Source organism: Bacillus sp. LM 4-2 (assembly GCF_000978495.1).
In the GTDB taxonomy this organism is placed as follows: domain Bacteria; phylum Bacillota; class Bacilli; order Bacillales; family Bacillaceae; genus Bacillus; species Bacillus subtilis.
This window is the reverse complement of sequence record NZ_CP011101.1, coordinates 1,766,567-1,790,832: the sequence shown is the minus strand read 5'-3', so window position 1 is coordinate 1,790,832 and position 24,266 is coordinate 1,766,567. Positions and strand designations below refer to the sequence as shown.

Annotated in this window: 2 protein-coding genes (1 of these 2 cut by a window edge); both read right to left on the bottom strand. The window is 46.6% G+C overall.

The genetic code is table 11. The features are described from left to right. Nucleotides 1-9,151, bottom strand: partial view of a polyketide synthase PksL gene (gene pksL / locus bslm_RS08955; RefSeq protein WP_082098078.1) — the 5' portion only. Its footprint begins 4,478 nt before the window's first position; 9,151 of the gene's 13,629 nt are visible here — the first part of the coding sequence; it begins with the start codon at nt 9,149-9,151; its stop codon lies beyond the left edge, outside the window. Continuing rightward, a complete protein-coding gene (gene pksJ, locus bslm_RS08950) occupies nt 9,135-24,266 on the bottom strand; it encodes a polyketide synthase PksJ (protein ID WP_046381038.1) in 15,132 nt (5,043 codons plus the stop codon). Before pksJ ends, pksL begins: the two co-directional genes overlap by 17 nt.

Sequence of the window (24,266 nt, the reverse complement as noted above, 5' to 3'; positions counted from 1 at the left end):
TGCCGACCAATGAAGATGAACAAGCGGTGTCAATAGGAATCGCAGGCCCTTTTAAATTAAGAAAATACGGAATACGCGCCGCAGCGATCGCAAAGCTGTTCCCGGTGGCATTTGCTCTTGCCTGCCGGTTCAGCATGACCCCGTATTCATTGCTCATAATGCCGAGATATACACCGCATTTTTTCTCATTTAAAGTTCGGGCGTTGTACCCAGCGTCCTCAAAGGCTTTATAGCCTTCCTGCAAAAAGATTCGATGCTGCGGGTCCATCAGTTCAGCTTCTGACGGCGGAATATTAAAAAACAACGGATCAAAATGTTCAATATCATCAAGCATCCCCATTGATTTGCAGTAGACTTTCCCTTTTTTGTTGAGGACAGGATCATAGTATTTGTCAACATCCCACCGTGATGTTGGAATGTCCCGAATGGCATTTCTCGCATGAACCAGGTTATCCCAGTACTCTCTTACATTACGAGCGCCCGGGTATCTTCCCGACATCCCGACAATCGCTATCGCATCCTCCGAGCGGTCTTGATGAACAGGAACCGTTTTCTTCTCATGTTCTTTCTTTATTGGATGTTGAACAGGCTGTAGGGGCCGTTCTGCCGGCTTTGGATTAGATGGTGCTGCTGGCTTTTGCTGGACTGCTTCGATAGGAACAGTATGCTCTATCTTTCTATCATGATGAGTTCCAAGCTCGGACTTTAGCATTTCGGCAAAATCACGTATCGTTGGATAATCATATACTCTGGTTACCGTAAAAGACGTTCCGTATTGCTTGTTCACCGCTTTTATCCATTCGAGTCCGGTAATCGAGTCCATTCCGATATCTATGAACGCTTCGTCAATATCCACCTCGTATGGCTCCATGTATAACACGTCTGCTATGCTTTCCCTCAAGTTTTCATGCAGCGTTTCAATTGCTACAGTATATTGTCTTGATGCAGATATTTCTGCCGCTGCATATTGAATCGTTTCTTCAGCTTCCTCTTGCACTGGCTGATGATGTTCTAACGGCTGCAGAGATATATTAGCCGGTTTAGCAGCAGGTACCGCTGTTTTTTGTCTGATCGGCGTGTACGTCTCCGTTTGTTTTTTCTCCCCAGCCTGTGTGCTTAACTCGTGTGCTAAGTAAACAGCGAAATCACGTGTTGTCGGATAATCATATACCTTTGTGACATTTAGTGATGTGCCATACTGTTTATTTATTGCTTTTATCCATTCGAGCCCGGTAATCGAGTCCATACCGATATCTATGAATGCTTCGTCTGGATCAATCTCGTTTTGGTCCATGTACAGCACTTCCGCTAAGCCCGCTGTCAGTTCATCGCACAAGGCTTCCGCCGTGATCGTCTCTGTTTCTGTATCTGATGGAACACGCTCTAAACGATCCTGATTGGTCATTAAAGGCTGTAACGTAATATTGGCAGGCTTGCCGCTGGCTTCTCTGGCTACAGACGGCTTTGGAAGGACGGGCTGTACTGGAGCGAATGGCTCCTCCGTTCTTTTTTCCTCAGCCTTTGCATGTACGTCTATCCAATAGCGATCTCTTGAGAAAGGATAGGCAGGTAAACTGATGCGCCGCGGTTTTTGATCCTGATATAGCGTGCTCCAGTCGATTCGCAAACCTCTTACCCACAGGTCTAAAACCTTCGCATATTTGCCTTTTTGCAGCCATGCCTCAATTGTTTTTGACATATCCTCATCAGCAGCAAAAGCAGCAATGGCCTCTTTGTTGCTCTTTACTTGTCCGCGATAGACATATTCACGATTTTCTGTTCCGGAGATACATTCATTCAGCTTTTCTTCAAGCTCCTGCATCGTTTCCGCAACGAACGCCAGCCGTTCGTTCATCGCTTCCCGTCCGACTTGCAGCGTATAGGCAATTCGGTGTAAATCTGCTTCAGCATATTTTTGTTCACGAATGGCATGCAGCAATCGCTCCGCGCGTTTCTGAAGCCTTTCCTCATTTTTTGCTGAGAGCACAATGACAGCCGGCTGTTTCCTCGCTGGTAAACGTTCCTCCACAGGTTCCGGAGCATACTCTTCTATTAAAATATGGGCGTTCACACCTCCGGCACCAAATGAAGAGACTCCTGCGATTCTCGGTAATTCGATGTCTTTGCCATTGACACTGATGATCGGCCTCTTCCACTCTTCTAGCTCTTGCTGTACTTTAAACGGCGAGTTAAGGAAATCAATATTCGGGTTCAGCACGTTTGAATGCAGGGAAGGCGCAAGCTGCCTGTATTTCATTTGGAGCAATACCTTCGTTACTCCTGCGATACCTGCCGCACTCTCACAGTGCCCGATATTTGATTTGGCTGACCCTATTGCACAAAATTGTTTGTCATCGGTTTCTTGCGTAAACACTTTGGACAGCCCTGTGATTTCAATAGGATCACCGAGAGAGGTTCCCGTGCCGTGGGCTTCGATGTAACTGACTGTCCGCGGATCAACCTTCGCTTCCACAAACGCCTTTTTGATGACATCTGCTTGGGCATGCGGATTGGGCACTGAGTATCCGTTTGTTTTTCCCCCGTGGTTAATGGCAGTCCCCTTAATGATTCCATAAATGTGATCACCATCTTCAACTGCTTTAGACAATGGCTTCAGAAGCACTGCTCCAACGCCTTCCCCTGGCACATAGCCGTCTCCGCCCTGTCCGAAGCTTTCACACCGGCCTTTGCTGGACATAAATTTGTTCTGCCCGAGCATCAAATATTTATTTGGATGGATTGACACATTCACGCCGCCCGCGAATGCCGCCTCACACTCTCCGCGCTGCAGGCTTTGGCAGGCCAAGTGGATAGCCGTTAAAGAAGAAGAACACATGGTGTCTAATGCAATACTCGGTCCGTGAAAATCAAAATAATAAGATACCCGGTTCGCGATGGATGATGGATTTCCCGTTAAAGCCAGAGACCTTCCCCGCACCTGCTCTTGTGCCCCGTACAGCTGATATTCTTCGTACATGACACCGACGTAAACACCGACGCTTCCGCCAAGCTCCGAATCACGCTTACGGCCGAGATGCTCCCTTGTATAGCCTGCGTCTTCCATCGTTTCATACACGCACTGCAAAAATAAACGCTCTTGCGGGTCCATTAATTTTGCCTCACGCGGCGAAATATGGAAAAACTGCGGGTCAAACTTGTCTACATCCTTCATGAAGCCGCCCCACTTGCTGTAGGTTTTACCAGGCTTGTCTTTATCTTCGTCATAATAAAGACTGTGATCCCAGCGGTCTGCAGGAATTTCAGTAATACAGTCTCGACCGTCTCTCAGGTTCTCCCACAATTCATTAATGTTGTCTGCCTGTGGATAGCGCCCTGAGATACCGATGATCGCAATTTCCTCTGTTCCCTTTTCTCTTAACTGTTGTTGCCCTTTTTCTTGCAAAGGAAAGAATCCAGACTTTCTTGGGGCAACAGAGATTTCTCTCTTTTCAGGCTCTGAATCAGTTTTTGTATTTTCCGCAGCAGAAGGTTTGTCTTTTTCAATTCCCAAGATGTCCAGCAGTTTTTCTCTGCGGGAATCAATAAAATACCGTGTTAATGAGCGAATATCCTGATATTCAAAGAACAACGTCTTGGACAAAGAACCGAATACTTTTTCTAATTGACCCGTTACATGCATGATCATGATAGAATCGATCCCGTAATCCTCGAGAGGAGCTTCAGCATCAATCTGGCCGGCTGGCAGCTTAATCACCGAAGAAAGCACCTGTTTAAAATAGTTCTCCGCTTTTTCTCTTAGTATCTCTTCATCAATTTCCCCGATCATGTCTGCTTTTTCTGCCTCCTGATTGAGACTGCTTTTTTTGATATTGTGAGATTGGCCTTTGCCATGTCCCGTTTCATGTAAAAATGCACGAATCCGATCAGTAACACCGGAAGCAACTAACACTTGCGGGTTCCCTGACGTCCAGCCATGATATAGCGCCTGAATCCCACGATCTGTTTCCATGGCCACCATGCCTGTTTCTCTTTTCAGCATCCTTGCAGTTTCCGCATCAATTTGCATGCCCCCGTCTTTCCACAGCGGCCAGCACACTGAAAGAGTTTTTCCGTAACGCTTGTGCAGCTCTGCTTGCCCATTTCGATATTCGCTGAATGCATTCATAAATGCATTGGCCATTGCGTAATCAGCCTGTCCCGCGCTTCCTACTGCTCCGGCACCTGAGGAAAAAAGGATAAAGAAATCGAGCGGAATATCTTTCGTTGCTTCGTCAAGGTGAATCAGTCCTGCTACCTTTGGAGCAAGAACGGTTTGAACCTCTTCTTTCTTTTTCTTCATAATGAAATTATCTTTTATTAAACCGGCGCTGTGAATGATGCCATCTAAGTCTCCGTAAACGTTTTGGGTTTCTTTTAATAAGGCATCAACCGTTTGTTTGTCAGCCAGATCAGCTTGTCTGTAAATCGCTTGGATGCCAAGTTTCTGTAAGGCTTTAAGCTTCTTCTTCTTCCTTTCATCAAGCGGAGAGCGTCCTGTCAGGATCACAACCGCATCATTCGTTTGGTTTGCAATTTCAGTTGCAAAGATGAATCCAAGGCCGCCTGCACCGCCTGTGATCAGATACACGCCTTTATCCTTCCATGGCATGTCAGCACTTAGGTGCTCACCAGACACTTCTTTCCACTTGCTTACAAATCGCTTCCCTTGCCAGTGGCGGATATGCGTGTCACGCGGATAGCGTCTGTTTTCCTCCAATATTTCGAATAGGTCACCAGCTGACATCCCGGTCTCTATTTCGATCAACTGTCCTGTCAGTTTTGGATTTTCCAGTTCAGCCGTTTTGAGCAATCCAGTTAAGCCGCTTAATAGCTGAGGCTCGTCCAACGCAGGCACCGCCACTTGAATGAATGTATGTCCCCCTGTTTTTGAGTGCATTAGCTGTTTGATTTCTTCAAATAACTGTATGGCATAACCTTCAAACCGTTCATCAATTGTCTCTGTATCATGCTGCAGAACTGTACAGTCAAGATGATTTTGGAGGCTTTCCATTTGTTCTCCAACATCACAGACAACGACTTTATGCGTGTCGTACTCTATGAGCTCTTGCCTCTCTGCAGCACGTTCTTCCCAAATATGTTCGAACAATAGCGTGTCAGTCGCTTCAGAAGGACCTTCTTGATCTGTTTCTAACACTCTTGCAGAATAGCCCGTCAATCGCACGCAAACCTGCCCCTCTTCATTGCATAAATCGATATCAAGCTTCTGCATACGATCCCCAGCTGTACTGCCCTCGCTATATGTGATCCGCGCCCACATAGATGCCTCGCAGCCTTTGAAGATTTGGACATCCTGTATGGCAAAAGGCAGCATTGCCTTTCTGTCTTCTAAACTCGTAGCTCCTCCCAGCCTCAAACCGATAGATGCTTGAAATGCCGAATCTATCATGCTCGGATGCAGAATATATTGGTCTTCTGTATCAGAGATTACAGGAGGCATCGTCAATTTCACTAGAACTCCGTTTTCGCCTGCATATAGGCTGTCGATCGCTCTGTGGCTGTCACCATAATGAATACCCATTTCTGTATAAGCCTCGTAGCAATCAAAAGGTGACAGCGTCCGGCCATTATAGCTTGCCTTCAGTTCTTCAATGTTGATGACCGGATTTTCACCAGCCTCACAAAGCACTGCACTCCCTTGTCCATATACAATCGGCGACTCCTCTGCGCTTTCAGGGTCCCGGCAGATTTCAAATGTAATCTCATCATTCTCCTCAGGATATAGACGTACATCTATATCTTTCTGCTGTTCTGTGACGGCGAACGGCCGGACCCAGACGATATTCCGGAGCCGGAATCCTGTCTGGAACTGATCCGCAGCTGCCCTTTCCACAGCTGCCCGAACCATCTCCAATAAAGCTGCGCCAGGTAAAACGTGTTCGCCCTTTATGACATGATCCTTCAAGAAAAATTCACGTCCTGTAAACGCTGAACGGAAGCGGACACCCGATATATCAGACACATTTTGATGCAGAAGAGGATGCAGGATGTGCCGCTCCTGTTTTGAACGATCAGTCTTTTTCTCCGCTTTCGGCACCCAATAACGCACCCTCTCAAATGGGTAAGTTGGCAGGCTGATCCGCTTTGGTTTGTTTCCGTCGTAAAGCAGCTTCCAGTCAACACCAGATCCGTTCGCCCACTGCTCCGCAATTTGGTCGAGTTTTCTTTGCTCCAGCAATTTATGTACCGATTCGGCGGGACGCGATGGTTCGCTTCCTCTTGACACGCGGCCCTTCCAGCAATGCTGAATGGCTTTTCGTCCTTCTATAAAAGCCTTCAATTGGTCGCTCAATTCTTGAATTCCGGATGCTAAGAAAGAAACCCGTTCTTCCATCGGTTCACGGCCTACCTGCAATGTATACGCCAAATCTCTAATCTGAATCCCATCATGAAGAAAATCCAAGAGACGTTTTGCATATACACGGAGACGTTCTTGATTACGGGCAGAAAGCGGAATAACTGCGGATATGTCAGAATCTGAGGACAAAGAAACGTCCTGCTCCGCTGTTTGAGGAATATATTCCTCAAGGATAATATGTGCGTTTGAACCAGTTGCTCCGAAGGAACTGATACCCGCCCGCCGCGGATAAGGGACGTCTTCCCCATTCTCCTTGATAACAGGCTGCTTCCACGTTTCTGTTTCATGCTGTACATAAAATGGAGACTTTTCAAAATCAACGTACGGATTCAGTTCTTCCGAATGCAAAGAAGGCACAAGTTTTTGATGGTGAAGCTGAAGGGCAACCTTGCTTAAACCGCTGATCCCCGCGGCGGATTCGGCGTGCCCAATGTTTGACTTTACAGAACCGATTGAACAGAACTGCCGATCCTGCGTATATTGGCGGAACGCTTTCACTAATCCCTGTATTTCGATCGGATCTCCTAAGGACGTGCCGGTTCCATGGGCTTCCACATAACTGATCGTCCGCGGGTCGATTCCCGTTTTCTCCAAGCATGTCTCAATCAGATCAGCTTGAGAAACAGGGCTCGGCACTGAAATGCCGCTTACAGTGCCCACATGATTCACAGCACTTCCTTTAATAACTGCATAAATGCGATCTCCGTCTTTCTCCGCCTGGCGCAAAGGCTTTAATAAAACCGCGCCTATACCCTCGGCAGGCACATAACCGTCCCCATCCTTTCCAAACGTACGGCAGTGCCCGTCAGTGGAAAACATATCCCAGACCCCGTATGTCATATATTTATTCGGGTGCAAAGACAGGTTCACTCCGCCTGCTAACGCAACATCGCACTCACCGTGACGTATGCTTTCCAACGCCAAGTGCACTGCGGTCAAAGAGGATGAACATACCGTATCGACAGCCATACTCGGACCGTGGAAATTACAAAAGTAAGAAACACGGTTGGCGATTTGCGCATAGTTGAGCGAAAGAGGAAACACATTTTCTGCTGATGCTTCTTCAGCTCCGACTAATGTATAATCCTTGTGCATGACGCCTGCAAAAACTCCTACATGCTGCCTTTTATTTCGTCCTTTAGGCTTGGCCAACGTCTTTGGCGTATAGCCCGCATCCTCAATCGTTTCCCAGCATGTTTCTAAAAACAGCCGCTCTTGAGGGTCCATTGTCTCAGCTTCTCTTGGCGTGATTCTGAAAAATTGGGGATCAAAGCAGTCGGGATCATCAATAAATCCTCCCCATTTGGAAATGTCCTTACCCGAAGGAGATGTGATTCCTTCAAGTTGCTGCCAATCCCAGCGCGACTCAGGAATCTCGCTAACGCAGTCCTTCCCCTCTTTCAGATTGTTCCAAAATTCATGAATATTGGCTGCCTTCGGATACCTGCCCGCCAAGCCGATAATCGCAATATCGCCTGCTGCCTCAATAGGTGCAGGACGAGAAGCTTCAACAGTCTTATGGTCGTTTATTGTGTTGGAAACGCGTGCTCTTTCATTCTGGCTAAGGGAGCCAGCGGCACTAAAATGCTCAGCATATTCCTCGGCAAGAAACGCTGACAGCTCCGCTATGGTGGTATGCTCAAACAGAAGAGTCGGCGAAAGGCTCTCACCGATCTTATCACTGATCGTTTCTACCACCTCAAGCAAGCCCGATGAATTCAGTCCCATTTGGTAATAACCGACCTGTTTTTCAACTTGTTCTACCGGCTTATTGATTTTCTCTGCAATTAATTGGCTTACGAACTGTTCAGCCCCGCTGTAGGAATCAACGGGAGAAGAAACCATGTCAGCAGGTTTATCACGCTCAACAGTGTCCGCTCTTGTCATCTGTGTCTCCTGTGCACCTTGATGTTTTCCGCTAATCAGCTCCGCTTCTCGCACCAATTTGCTTGTAAAGTTCTTCAACTCAGCCACTTTTTCTCCCGACGCATTAAAAAATTCAAGTGTTACATAAATCAGCTCTTTTTCCCGCCGGACGGAGGAGCGCTTAATTCTCGTCATGCAATCCGACTGCAAAAGTGCAGAAGCGGAAAAGGATTCATAGAACAGAGGCAAATACAGCCTCTGTTCTCCTTTAAGCAAAGATGTGAGCAAATGATTGGCACCCACCCCGCTCCCGTCTATGAGAGTCGGGTGAAACATAAAGCCTTCTGCGTGAAGCATGGCTTCCGAACCAAGAGAAAGCGCAAGAAGGACGCCGTCTTCCTCTTCATAGATACAGCCTTTTGCTTTCATATATTCGCTGTGCACCAATTCCTGACGTCTGCATTGTTCATATACATCATCAAGCTGAACAACGTTCTGTGCAGATGCTTTGATTTGACTGAGATCCAGTGTTTCTTCAAATATGGCTGGGGAGTCTGCGTACATATCAGCCTTCATATAGAGCTTTTCTTCTGAAGCTTCTTTCCCATCACGTTTTTCAGTTCCCTTGGCTGTGATTTGCCACTGTCCTTCTTTTTTCTCCGCGCATTGGATATTCAGAACAATTACTGCATCCTGTTCCGCCGTCAATGGCTGATAGATGGATAAATTCCGCAGCTGAAGCTCTGAGCAGGAGAAGCCGTGTTCTCTGAATATCTGGTAGATTATATCGATATAAGCCAATCCCGGCAGGACATTTTGTCCGTAAACCACATGGTGATAAATAAACGGATTTTTTAACGATAATGTGAGTTGTTTCGTTATCTTTTTCACGTTAGACCTCCACCTCATAAGTATCCCATATGTTTGCCGCAGTCATTTTCGAAGTCTCCGCTTCCAGCTTTGTCTCGCCTGGCGAAAGCATTCGTTTCTTTAATTGAGGAGGCGATTTTGGACTGCGCTTGATGGCGTGTTTTTCATCTTTTTCCCACACCTCTACGATGACATGGGCATTCGTCCCCCCATCGGCAAAGCAGTTAATAGCCGCAGTAGGCTGCGAATCTGTCCATTTTTCCAGGGCTCGGCTGAACGTGATGTTCGCTTTCTGTTGATCGAAATGCGCCATCTCTTTTTCACCTGATAAAAATGGGACAAAGCGGCGCTCTTTCAGCATCAGCACAACCTTAATGAAGCTGGCGATCCCTTCAGCACATAGCGGATGCCCGATGTTCGGCTTGATTGAGCCAAGAGAAAGAGGCGATGAGTGCCCAGAACGGTACACTGATTGGATCGCTTTTAGCTCAAGGAGATCGGTTACGATTGAACCTGACCCGTTTGCCTCAAGGTAGCTGATGTCCTCTGGTTTTTTTCCGCTTTTGAAAAGCGCATCTTTCATGACTTCCTTTTGCGCCTCAAGATTAGGTGTTGCAGGCCCCGCCGTTCTTCCGTCGTTATTGACCGAGGCCGCTTTGACGACAGCATATATGGTATCTCCGTCTTCCAGTGCCTGTTTTACGGTTTTTAGCATGACCATTCCGACGCCTTCACCTAACACAACTCCGTCAGCACGCTCATCAAACACATGGAAGGATGAATGCTTGCTTAAAATGCCGCGCCGGTCAAACAGCCTGTGAGAGGCATCTGAGCTCAGCAAACTGACACCGCCGACTATGGCGGATTGAATATCTCCGCCACGCAGCGCCTGAATGGCCATATTCATGCCGACCAAAGCTGACGAGCATGCAGTGTCAACTACAACACTTGGGCCGCGGACATCAAAAAATTGTGAAAGATTAGCGGCTAAATAATTTTGGCCGACTGTCACGATCGGATTCTTGGCATGATCAAGGCTGTCTTCATCAGGTTTGTGCTGGCTTCTGCCTCCGATATAAACACCGACGGGCTTGCCCTTTATTTCCTCAGGTGTATAACCGGCGTGATACAAGAGCTTCAGACACTCTTCCAACACGAGCAGTGCTTGCGGATCCATCGCCCTTACGTCTTCTTCGTGAAGCAAAAAGAAATCAGGATCAAAATAGCTGACGCCATCAATCACGCCGGCATAATATGGTGTCTTACAGCCCCAACGCTCTGCCGGAATCGGGCCGATTGACGAACGCCCCTCGGATAGTAACGACCAATATGACTCCAATGTCTCTGCCCCAGGGAATCGGCAAGAGAGTCCGACAACGGCAATACCTTCTGCATGAGAGTCCGGTGACAAAATCGCTGGTGCCTGAATCTGAGGTGTAAGAGCTCGATCCTTCGCAGGAACAGGTGCCTCCACCTCTATTTTGTTCTCCAAAGGTGCTGATGCATCCGATATCCTGCCTCCGAATAAAGCGGACAGCCTTTCGGAATAAGAACCGATCAGCCAATCTGTGAATCTTTGAATTGTCGGGTATTCATATAGAATCGATGGATCGAGCGCTGCCTCTAATTTGCGGTTTATACGCTGGAGCACCTGTGCCAAAATGATCGAATCCACGCCATAATCCTGAAACAACCCGTCAATCTCGAAGTCTTCACGATCTATTCTCAGCTCTTCGGTAAACAGATCAATAAGCCAGGACTGTGTTTCAGATAATAATCCATCACATTTGGAAACTTCATCGGCCTCTTCAATGTCTCTGGCTGGCGGGCTCTGTAAAGCAGCTTCCTGCAAACCGCCCTCATGCGGTTTCCTCCTCTTCATCAGCAGTTCCGGCTCCCAGTTTGTTTGATTCGCCATTGCAGGGAGAACAACCGGTCCGAACATTTTCGATACAATTTGATCTAGAAAACGTAAGCCTTCTGAATTCGTAATGCTCAACAAGCCGCTGTCCCGATACGCTTGATTTGTCACTTCACCCATACCGGTTTCTTTCCAGTTCGGCCACTGAACACTGATGATCGGCGCATGTTTCTGATGTGCTTCTGCAAAATAATCCATATAGCAATTGGCCATCGCATAGTCAGCTTGTCCCGCCGAAAGCTCCGGAATAATGGCTGAAACAGAAGAAAATAAGACAAAAAACTGTAAAGGCTCGTTACACACATGGCGATATAACGTTGTAAGACCTGACACCTTAGGTTCCATCACCCGCTGGATATCATCTGAAGTTTTTCGGATAAATGCCAGCGTATCCATATCCGTCAGACCTGCACAATGAATGACACCGCCAATCTGTCCTAATGTTCGCTTGATATGTTGCAGCGTTTGCTCAACCTGAGCATCATCAGATAACGTCAGCGACAGCATCTCCACCTGTACACCCTTCGCTTCCAGCTCCCGCACTGCCTGGATTTTCTGGGCAACTGATGTGTTCGAGGTGTCAAAACGAGTCCATTCCTCTCGCGGTGGAAGCTGTTCTCGTCCGGTCAGCACCAGTTTTTTCACTCCATAGCACTCTGCAAAATGACGGGCGCATAATAGTCCGATGCCTCGTGTGCCGCCTGTAATGAGAAGCACATGATCTTTCGGGAAGACCGCGCTCTGTTCCGTGGCCTTACCTGTTTCCGGATGAGCTTTTAGAAAAGCTTGATACCGTAAACCATCTCTGTAGCAAACCTCGGCATCATGAGAATCGGAATAAAACTCATCAGCGATCAACTTCGCGAGACGGCGATGATCAGTAACCTCCTCAGCATCCATATGCCTTGATATAAGATGGCTGTACTCGCATTGGAGCATTCGATACAACCCAGCCCGTGAGGCGCCAGCCATCCGGACAGATGTGTTTTGAAACGATTCGAGCCCCTTCGTCACACAAAGCAGCCTGAGCCCCTCTTTATGCCCGAATTCAACCAGTCTTTGCACCCATTCAATCCAATCCAGCCGGCCCTCATCATCCCAACCGCATCCGATGACATCCACTAGGCCGTCAAACTCTTTCCAATCAATGTCTGACTGATCATTTTCTATCCGGCTCACATCTATTAAGAGATGATTCGGAAAATACGAAGACACTTCTGCTGCTAAATCTGCTGTCTCTTGACAGCACAGGATGGCAACAGTTCTTGTCCCCGGCACTGCTGAGCCAATTGGACTCAAACTCCATTGTTTCGTCAAAAAACATGCATCCCGATCTTCAATCGCATTAACCAGTTCTTTTTTGTCTCTTTCTGAATGTTCCTTTGCCGGCACCCAATAGTGATCCTTCGCAAACGGATATGAAGGGAGGCTGATCAGGCGCGGTTTGGTCTCTCCGTATAATGTGTTCCACTGGATTGAGACCCCTTTGACCCATAAATCAGCAAGTTTGGCGTATTTTCTTTTTCTGATCCAAGCATCAAGTGCCAACGCTATATCTTCATCTGCTGTAAATATAGTCTGGGTCTCTTTATTTCGATGAGACTGTCCCCGGAAAAATTCGCCTGTTTCTTCCTTACCGTCAACAAACGCCTGCAGTTTCTCTTCAAGTTCCTGCATTGTCCCCGCAACACACGCCAGACGCTCATCCATTTCTTCGCGCCCGACCTGCAGGGTGTAAGCGATGCGGTGCAACTCCTGATCTGTATATTTTTTATTGCGGATCGCCTCAAGCAATTGCAAAGCACGATCTATCAGCCTGCTTTTATTTTTAGCCGACAGCACAATCACGTTTGGCTGTCCTGTAGCCGTGTGTTCTGAATTGGCTTTTGGCATATATTCTTCAATCACAATATGCGCGTTTACTCCGCCAATCCCAAACGAACTGATTCCGGCACGGCGCGGAAGCTCGTTTCCGTCACGATCTGTGACAGACTTCCATTCCTGTTTTTCCTGAACGATGTAAAACGGACTGTCTGTCAGCTGAAGATAAGGATTAAGCGTCTCGCAATGCAGGCTTTTCACTAACGTTTTATGCTTCATTTGCAAAAGCACTTTGATCAAACCGGAAATACCGGCTGCTAGCTCTAAATGACCGATATTGCTTTTAACTGAGCCGATGCCGCAACGGTGATCCGGAACATCCGGCTGGCTCTCTCCTTTCATATTGGATAGTTCCTTAAACGCGGCTTTCAGCCCATTTATTTCAATCGGATCGCCCAATTCCGTCCCTGTTCCATGTGCTTCGATATATGTGACAGTGCTTGGATCTATGCCTGCTTGGCGATATGCACGCACCAACAAATCAGCTTGTGCTTTCGGATTAGGCGATGTCAGGGTATTAGCTCTTCCGCCGTGATTTTCCGCCGTCCCCCGAATAACGCCGTAAATATGATTTCCGTCGCGCTCGGCATCTTCCAGCTTTTTCAGCATGACCATTCCGACCCCTTCGCCTCTGACATAGCCATTCGCATCGGCAGAGAAGGTTTTACACCTGCCGTCTTTGCTGAGCATGCCCGCCTTGCTGTAGCTAATATGCGCCTCCTCGGTTAAGATCGTATTCACGCCTCCAGCGATCGCCATCTCACAATCACCGTTTTGCATCGCAGTCACAGCACGGTGAATGGCTACAAGAGAACTGGAACAAGCCGTCTCTACTGGCTCGCTCGGACCATGAATATTTAAAAAATAACTCATTCTATTCGGGCCTACCGAAGGAATCATATGACCTGTAGCAGCATGGCCTTCAATTGGAAGATTCGCTCTATGGAATAGATCTTTATAACCGGTGTTTCCCGTACCGATAAAGATACCAGTCCCTGTACCCGAAAGGCTTTGCGGCGAGCAACCCGCATCTTCCAGTGCCTTCCACACGTATGTCATTAACAAGCGCTGCTGAGGGTCTACATAATCAGCTTCTCGCGGCGAAATACCAAAAAACAACGGATCAAACTCTGCGACACCATCAATAAACCCGCCCCATTTGATGTCGGTTTTATTGACGTCAGTGTCTGGGTTTCCATAATGCTCCCGCCAATCCCATCGATCTTTTGGAACTTCTGTGATGCTGTCTTTTCCTTCTTCTAGGTTTTTCCAAAATTCGTCTATATCCATAGCGCCAGGGAATCGGCCGCTGATGCCGACAATTGCAACCGGCTCAAAATCGGCAGCCTGCTTTTTGTTTCTTTCTGCTTTTGCAATAATAGGCTGTGTAAAGCGGCGCTTTCTACGTGATGTGATTTTCGGCGCTTCAGGGGATTTTGTCTGTAACTCTTCCTGCCCCTCTGGTTTTTCTCGCTCCTGAACCAGGGTGTCACCATGTTCAACGGTCAAATACTCAGCCAGGCTGTGGATGCTTCCATATTCAAAGAAAATGGTCGGCGTTAGCTCCAACTGAAATTCTTCGTTTATCTTGTTTGTAAAGACCGTAAATGTAACGGAATCAAATCCGTATTCACTCAGCTCTGTATTGACATCAATATCTTCACTATTTACTTTTAAAATTGCACTGACCATGTTGCTTAATGATGCCTCCAGGCTGCTTAAACTGTGCACTAAGTTTGTTCTTTCATCTATGCCTTTAGCAGTAGCATCTTGATTCCATTCGCCCTGATACGCAGCAACTACATATTCAGCCAGGCTTTGGACGCTACCATATTCAAAGAAAATGGTCGGTGTTAGCTCCAACTGAAATTTTTCGTTGATCTTGTTTGTAAAGACAGTGAATGTAACTGAGTCGAATCCGTACTCACTCAGCTCTGTGTTGACATCGATATCGTCTGTGTTTACTTTCAAAATTGCGCCAACCATCTGGATTAAGGCTGCTTCCAATTTTCTAGTTTGTCCTTGATCCTGATCCGCCTTTCTCTGATCGTTCCGCTTGGCTTTCGATCCTGCGGAAAGCAGTTTTTGCTTCATTTTCTGAAGCTGTCCTTCCATCACAAAAACTTGCGGCTTATCAGATGCTATCCCCTGATAAAATGCTTTCAAGCCACTATCTGTCGGCATCGGGACCATTCCCGTCGTTTTCAGCATTCTCTTTTCATCTTCAGCGCCGACTTGCATACCGCCTTCTTCCCATAACGGCCAATTGAAGGAAATGGTGGAGCCGAATCTCTTTTTTGATGCCGCAAGAGAACGGCGGTATTCAGCAAATGCATCCATAAACGAATTGGCTGCCGCATAATCGGCTTGTCCAGCGTTTCCTAAACATCCCGAAACAGATGAGAAGAAAATGAAAAAGTCCAATGGGAAATCCTTGCTGCATTCGTCTACATGTAACAACCCGCTCACTTTTGGCTGCAACACCTCTTGAAACTCTTCATTCGTTTTATGAATGATGAAGTGATCTTTAATGCTGCCTGCACCGTGAATAATTCCATTGAGAGTGCCATATCTTTCTTTGATTTCCTCAAAAAGATGACGAACCGCATGCTGATCACTTACATCAGCCTCTCGATAGACAACCTCCGCTCCGATGCTTCGAAGAGCCTCCAGCTCGTTTTCCTTATCCTCACTTAAAACAGATCGTCCCGTCAGCACAATAGTAGACCGGCCAGTTCGATTGGCAATTTCCTTTGCAAACAGAAGGCCTAAGCTTCCTGCTCCGCCTGTGATTAGATAAACACCCTCGTCTCTCCACGGCATGTGAAGCGTATCAGCTGAAGGAAGCACCATTTCCCTCCAGCCTTTCACAAAACGGTATCCAGCCTCATATCGAATCTGTTTGTCAAATGGTCTCCGGCTGTCGTCTTTCAGCTTGAGGTGAAGGTCTATCATCTCTTCAGGTTTCTCAATTTCGATGACCTGAGCAGTCAGTTTGCTGAACTCTATTTCTGCTGTTTTAAACAGACCGGAAACGCCGGCAAACAATTGCTTCTCTTTTTCCAGTGGAACAATCGCTTGAATGATGATACGGCCTGCAGAAAGCTCACGGACCTTGCTTTGCAGGAGTTCAAAAATGTTCTGCATGTAACATTGATAACGTTCAGCAATATGTCCTTCAGCTTCGTTTAGAGTAATCACACGGACATCTTTCATGTGGGAGGCAATGCTGTCTGTGACACTTCGTTCAGTTTCGAAGAGAACAATGATATGCTCCGTGTACGAAGGATCTTCGTCCTCTCGTTCTTCATTCTGTTTTTCCCACACCGGTTCAAGCATTAAGCGTTCGTACCGTGTTGAAGGCTTTGAATTATGAACCTCCCCTTCTAATACTCTCGTTGAGAATCCTTTGATCCTGACACATACGCTTCCACTCTCGTCAATGACATCGATATCCGCTTTCTGAACAACCCCTCCGGAGTGATCGCTGTCACTTAAGCGAGCATAAGCCCACATAGAAGAAGAACACCCTTTGATCACCTCAAGCTCCTCAAGCGCAAATGGCAAAATCAGCTTTTGATCCGTCAATTCCTGCATGATGCATATTGTTGCTGTCTGCAAGGCGGAATCCATGATACTTGGGTGCAGCACAAACTGTTCATTCGTTCCAGAAACGATTTCTGGAAGCTGCAGCTGCGCCAAAACCTCTCTGTTTCCTATATTCACATTCTTAATTCCTTGAAAGGCCGGACCATGGAACATTCCTCTGCTTCTGCCTTCTTCGTAAAATTGATCAGGCGACATCTTTCCTATGCCGCAGCGGCGTGACATTTCAGTGAGGTCTGCGACTGGCGTTTCGGCGGCAGATGCCAGCTCCGCACTGCCTTGACTATGAATAACAGGGTCGTCCCCGTCTTCCTGTGTACTATAAATGTCAAAGGTGATTTTTCCATCTTCTTCAGGAAAGAGACTGATATCCACTTGAGCTGAATGTCTGTCAACCACAACAGGCTGAACCCAGACTGTATGATTCAATCTGATTCTGACATCTTGGCCAATTTCACTTCCTGCCGCCTGGTTTATAGCCGCGTACGCCATTTCAAGGTACGCAACACCAGGAAGCACAGGCTTTCCTCTTACCACATGGTCTCTCAGGAAAAATTCGTCACCAGTGAAAACCGAACTGAATTTCTGTTCAGAAAAATCAGATGTATTCTGATGAAGCAATGGATGAATAGTGCCGATCCCTGTCTGATTTCCGGATAGCTGCGCCACCGGTTTGCGGTCATCCCGCGACGGCCAATATCGTTCCTTTGCAAATGGATAAGTCGGCAGACTCATTCTGTTTGGGCGCTCACCCTTGTAAAGCTGCATCCAATCTATATGTGCTCCCTTGCTCCACATTTCTGCAAGCTTGTTTACCTTTCCTTTGGCCATCCACTTACGTATGAGTTCAGCGCTGTCCTCATCCTCCGTCAGCCATGAAACCTCTCTGGCATTGTGCTTACTTCCTTGAAAACAGCCTTCAATCGCTGTTTTTCCATTGATAAAATCTGTGAGCCTCTGTTTTAACTCATTTATATGATCGGCAATAAAGACAACGCGATGCTCCATCGCTTCGCGCCCCACCTGAAGGGTATACGCAAAATCAGGCAGCCGGCTGTTCTCAAGCCCTCTTCTTTCTAAATAGGCCAGAATGTCTTCGGCATACTCTTGCAGCCTCTCTTTATTTTTCGCCGAGATCGGGACGATGCAAGTCCCGTCTATCTTTCTCTTATCAGAATCCCTTTTGAATTGTTCAAAAATAGCATGGGTATTTGTCCCGCCAAGCCCGAACGAGCTAAGTGCAGCCCTGTGCGTTTTGATCTCACGGCTTAACGTTTTCTTTTGATCGACGACGTAAAAAGGAGAGCTGGCTAAGTCTGTATTTGGATTCGGCTCCTTATAATTGATACTCGGTGCAAGCTCTTGATGATAAAGACTCATCACGACTTTAATGCAGCCCGCAAGACCGGCGGCTGTATCTAAATGTCCGATATTGGTTTTCACCGACCCAATGCCGCAAAATTGCGTTTTATTTGTATATTGCCTGTAAACGTTTGTTAAAGCCGCCAGCTCGATCGGGTCCCCCAGCTTCGTTCCGGTTCCGTGTGCTTCTACATAGCAGATGGATTCAGGCTGTATCTTCGTTTGATTCATGACCTGTTGAACCACGTCAGCCTGGCCTTTAACGCTTGGAGCATAAAAGCCGACTTTGTCAGCGCCGTCGTTATTTACACCAATGCCTCTCAGCAAGGCATAGATATGATCCCCGTCCTTTACTGCATCAGCTGCTTTTTTCAGCAATACAACAGCAACGCCCTCACCGCCTATCATTCCGTCAGCTGAAGCGTCAAAAGCTTTAATATGTCCATCACTCGAAAAGTTCAGCCCCGGCTGATGCACATATCCGATATTTGACTCGGTATGCAGCGTTGCCCCGCCAACTAAAGCATAATCAGATTCACCCGACAGCAGGCTTTTATAGGCAGAATGCAATCCAATCAGAGATGATGAGCAGTTGGCATGAACGAAATAGCTTGACCCTCTCAGCCCGAGCTTATGAGAAATCATTGTCGGAATCGTCCCGCTCTGTGCAAGCACCCACGAAACATAGCCGTCCGGCGTCTCCAAGCTCTCTGTTGTATCTGACGGCAGCAGCGCGCGATAAGAATTATTGCTTGCCGACATAAAAACACTGGTTTGCGGAATCTGTCCCGCAGCATAACCGGCATCTTCTATTGCTTTCCATGAATGAGTCAGCAGCATCCGAAGCTGAGGGTCCATAAATTCAGCGTCTTTAGGAGAGATTTGAAAGAAGCTTGGATCAAATCTGTCTTTCCCATCAATTGAAGCTTTAGCAGGGACATAGTCGGCATTCTCCGCTATCTCCTTTGAAATGCCAAAGCGCTGAAGCTCTTCTTTATTGAAAAACGCAATGCTTTCCTTGCCGTCTCTGAGGTTCTCCCAAAATTCATCATGATTTTTTGCCCCTGGAAATTCACACGATATGCCAATAATCGCCACACTATCGTCATAATAGTCCGGGAGATCACTCATCTCGGTAGACTGATCTTCTATATGAGCTGCCGGGTCTGTCGGCATATGGTCACTTGCATCGCCCATTCGCTGTTCAGTGATGTACTGGCTGATATTTTTAATCGTTGAATACTCAAACAGGTCTGTGACAGAAAACTCACAGGATAGTTCATGTTTGATACGATCAGCCACAGTGACCGCGAGAAGCGAATCCCCGCCCACATCGAAAAATCCGTCATCCCATTCAATGTCACTCGTTTTCAGCACTTCCTGCCAAATGGTAAAAACAGTATCCTGAATGTTCTTAGGAGAGGTCTGCCTTTGCTTTAGCTGCTCCCCTGATAAATCGATATTCTTAAGGCTGTTTCTATCTATCTTTCCGTTCGGAGTTAACGGCATATGATCAAGCTGAATAAAATAAGAAGGCACCATATAGGCAGGCAAAGCGTTTTTCACAAAATGACGCAGCTCTCTCGCTGTGAGAGAAGCATTTGCATGTTTAGCTGTATAATAGGCAGCTAGGTTATCCATATCTGCGACCACAACGCATTCCAGAATGCCGGGATGCTCACTAAGCCTGCTTTCAATATCACCAAGTTCAATACGGAATCCGCGGATTTTTACTTGATTATCGATGCGGCCTATATATTCAATTCGCCCTCCCGTAAGCCAACGGGCCATGTCTCCCGTTCTATAAAGCTTAGACCCAGGCTCAAAAGGGTTGTCAATGAATCTCGAATCCGTTAATTCTTCCTTTTTGTAGTAGCCCTTCGCCACACCGTCTCCTGCAATGCACAGCTCACCCGGAACACCTGCCGGCACTGGCGCGAGCTGAGAATCCGTAATATAGATTTGTGTATTGGCGATTGGCCTTCCTATCGTGGCATGAGAGCATTCAACGTTAATGCGCTGAACCGCTGACCAGATAGTTGTTTCGGTTGGCCCGAACATATTCCAGGCTTCGCTGCCCGTATCTAAGAAATATCGTTTTAATGTCTCAGGCAATGCTTCGCCACCGCATAAAATTTTCACGCTCTCTTCATTTTCCCAGCCTGAATAAAAGAGCATCTTCCACGTAGCGGGGGTTGCCTGCATCACTGTCGGTTTGATCGCGCGGATGTCCCGTTTCAGTTTTTCAACGTCTTTTGTATGCTCCGTTTGACAAATATAGCAGTGTGCGCCCTTTATTAAAGGCAAAAATAATTCCAGAGCTGCAATATCAAAACAGTAGGTTGTGACAGCAAGCATTTTATCCTCTGCCGTAAGACCTGGTGTTTCCCCCATCGAAACGAGAAAGTTTGTCAAAGCTTTATGTGGTATCATGACACCTTTTGGCTTTCCTGTGCTGCCGGATGTATAAATGACATATGCCAAGTTCTCTGGCGTGACAGTGCGTGTAAGCACTTTTCGATCAGAGGCTGTTTGAGCAATTTCATCCCAATCTTGATCTAAAAGGGCTGTTGTGACACCGTTCCAACTCAACGTATTTACTAATTCCGATGTCGTCAGTGTAATGAAAACTTCACTGTCCTCAAGCATGTATTCTAATCGTTCAGCCGGATAGGACGGGTCTAGCGGCACATACGCTCCCCCAGCCTTGAGGATCGCTAATAAACCCACTAGCATGTCCAGCGATCGATCCACATAGATCCCCGCCAGACGGTCAGGACCCACTCCATGCGCCTGCAAATAAATGGCCAGCTGTGTGCTTTTCTCATCAAGCTCCCGATACGTCAATGTTTGACCTTCATAGCTGACAGCCGCTCTATCAGGCGTCTTTTTCGCCTGCTGCTCAAACAACTCATGAAAAGTTATATATGGATACGTTTTTCCTGTGGCGTTCCATGTTTTGAGAATCATCTGCTTCTCTGCCTCAGGTAATAAAGAATACTCTTTTAAAGGCTGAGAAGGATTCAACATCGCCTGCTCTGTTACATAAACAAAATGGTCGAACATGGCGGATATAGAAGCCGCATCAAACAGCCCAGTATTGTACTTGATGTTCAGCTCCATTTTTTCTTCTGTTTCCCACAGTTCAAATACTAATTCGTATTCGCCCTCTTGGTGAATATACTCAACGAAATCGACAGAAAAGAAGTCAGCATAGCGGCTCAGCAAGCTTTGATAGCTTCCGGATTGAAGAAAATTCTGATAGAAAAAAGCGGTTTGAAATACCGGTGAACCTGCTTGACTGCGAGGAATATTCAGATCCCTCACCATTTTTGGAAAAGGATATGCTGCATGATCAAGCCCATCCAATATCGTTAATTGCAATTTTGATATAAAGCTAGAAAAAGTGTCTGCCGGGTTCAGCTCACTCCGAATCGGGAGCATATTGAGAAAATGTCCAATGGCATCATCAAATCTTTCTTCCGGCCTCACCATGGCCGGCATGCCGACGATCTGTTCTTTTTGGCCTGTGTAACGGCCAAGCAGCATCATATAGCAGCTTAAGAATACCGTCGTGACATTTACAGAATGCTCTTTCGCAAACGTTCTGACCTGATTCATGAAGCCGCTGGACAACCGCCTGGTGTATGTATCCTCTCTAAACTGAGAATCGACTGAACTTGCGCTGACATTAGGCAGCTGAAGATTCGGCAAAGTTCCCGATAGCTGTTTCTGCCAATATGTACGGTGCTTCACACCGTCTTTGCCGGCAAGCATGTTTTTCTCCCATGCCGCAAAATCATGATAAATGGCAGGAGAAACAGCTTTTTCCGGCTGCTGTCCTTTTAAAAGAAGCTGATAGGTATCAAACAGACTGCGTATAAATGTGACAGACGAAACTCCGTCAAAAATCAAATGGTGAATGACAACTAATAAAAAATGCTCTTGTTCAGATCTGGAAAAGCTCATGACACGCACTAACGGGCTGTTTTCCTTTACATACGGTTCCTTTACTTTCTTTCTAAGAAAAGCAGGAATATCAGACTCTTTCAAACTTGAGATATTTTCTGTCTTGATTTCAATTGAAAGTGCTGGCTCATTTTTAAGAAATGGCACTCCGTCTTTCTCTTGGATGACGTGCTTTAAGATTGGGTGCTGATTCAATACAAGGCCGAAAGCCTGCTGGAATGTTTCATGGTGAAGCCCTGACGAAAATTTAAAACAGAGAGGTACGTGATATGCACTTTTTTCGGGTGACATTTTTTGCAATGTCCATAATCCTTTTTGAACCTCAGAGAGAGGCTGAAAAGTTGCCTGACTCCTTTCCGGTTCGGTTTTATATGTGTCCGTGCCCTTTTTGTCAGCAGACAAGCTGCTGAGGTCTTCATGTTCTGATAGATAGCTGGCTAAGCGTTCAATTGTAGGATATTGATGTATCTCTCTAGCTGTTAGTTTGATATGATAGTTTTTCTCGATCGATCGAATGAGCTTCATCATCTTGATAGAATTCACACCAAGACTTTGGATATTTGCATTTGGCTCCACCCAATCGTGGGAAACGTGCAGCTCCTCAGTCAAACAGGTGAGCAGATGCTTCTGTATTTCTTCCCTTACTCTTTTCACCTGGTCTGCTTGCTGTATCCCCTCATCCTGGACTGCATCGTTCATCCGATTGGGTTTATGTAGCAAGTGGTCGAACTCTCCATTTTCAAATGAAGTTTTTAGCTGGGTGCGCTGGATCTTTCCGATAGCCGTTTTTGGAATCTCTTCTTTTTGTACAGGCAGCAAATATTCCGGGGTGACTCCGATCACCTGTGAGACATGGGATTGTATGTTTCTAAGAAGCTGAGACATCTGCTCATCATTTAATTTTGCGGAAGTAACAAAGAAGATAGCCAGCTGATCTGTTGAATTCTGGCCCAGACGGACAGCGCAAGCAGCAGTATAAGAAGTTTCAATTTCAGGTAATTCTTCAACTGCAGACTCAATTGCATGACTGTAATAATTAATGCCGTTAATGATAATTGCATCTTTCGTACGGCCTGTTATGGTTAAGCGCCCGTTTCGCAAAAAGCCAAGATCTCCGGTTTCAAACCAGCCGTCTTCTGTAAACACACTCTCATTCAAATCAGGCCGCTGGTAATAACCGCTAGTAACAGAAAGACCCGAGACTTGAAAACGGCCGATCTCACCCTCTTCAACCAATTCATTATGGTCATTCACAATTCTCATAGAGAAGCCGGGGATTGGAGAGCCTATTTCAACAAAATGATCATCATCACTTGTTCCAGCCCGGGTAAATTCATGAGAAAAAATAACGCCCGATGAAGTTTCGGACATTCCCCAGGCAGGTCGGATGGCGTCAGCAGGCAGTCCATGTGGTTCTAAAAGCTCAAGTATTCTACGCCCTACCTTGGCTACCATTGCTTCACCGCCATTGAGCATGTATCGCATTGAAGACAGATCCCATTTCTTATCTTTTATTTCTTCTGCAAAATCAGTAACCAGACCAAACGCAAAATTCGGCGCCCACGTAACAGAAGCTCGGTAATGATCAATCCAATCCAGCCATTTCAACGGCTCCATTAAGATCGTTTCGCTTGAGACGTTAATTTCCTGACAGCCAAGATAAACATCCCGCAAATGCAGCATTCCGATCCCTCCGACATGGTCAAACGGCATCCAGTTAAACGTAATATCCTCTCTGGTGAAGCCTTGCATTTGAATAATCCCTTTCACCATGCTCATAATGTTACGATGATTAAGCATAACTGCTTTGGGCGTTCCCGTACTGCCTGAAGTCAGCAATAAAAGCGCTAAGTCTTCAGGACTGGATTGATGCCAATCTGTGTCCGCTTCAGCGCTGAGCAGATCCTCTACAATAATTGCCCTGAACCCTTCAAGCCCTTGTTCTTTTGCCCAATCGAGCATTTCCTGATGCATCCCCCGGTCCGTAATCACCGCTGGCTTATCAAGAAGCGTCCATGCGTCTTTCAGCTTTTGAGTGCCGCTGCTCGATTCAGCATACGTTGGCGGAACGGCTAATGGAGCCGGAACAACCCCTGTTAACACACACCCCCAGAACGCAGGGAGAAGCTGTGAATTGTCACCAAGCTGCAAAATCACGCTTTGTTTTGCTTTCAGGCCTGATTGGCGAAGCCCCTTCGCAATGCGCAATCCATCATCCCATAATCGTCTGTATGATTGGTAAACTTCAGTTCCATCCGGCTGCAAATAAATGATTCCCTTTGTATCCCCAAGCTCCGTCGCCGTTCTGTATAAAACTTCAGGTATTGTTGCCGGCTGCTTTTCAGATATATGTAAAGGCTCCCCATGACTGACAGAAGGATTAGTTAATATGCGGATATTATCATTATTTCTCAT

Coding starts and splice junctions, on each gene's coding strand:
- pksJ (WP_046381038.1), bottom strand. CDS start 24,266: ATGAGAAATAATGATAATATCCGCATATTAACTAATCCTTCTGTCAGT.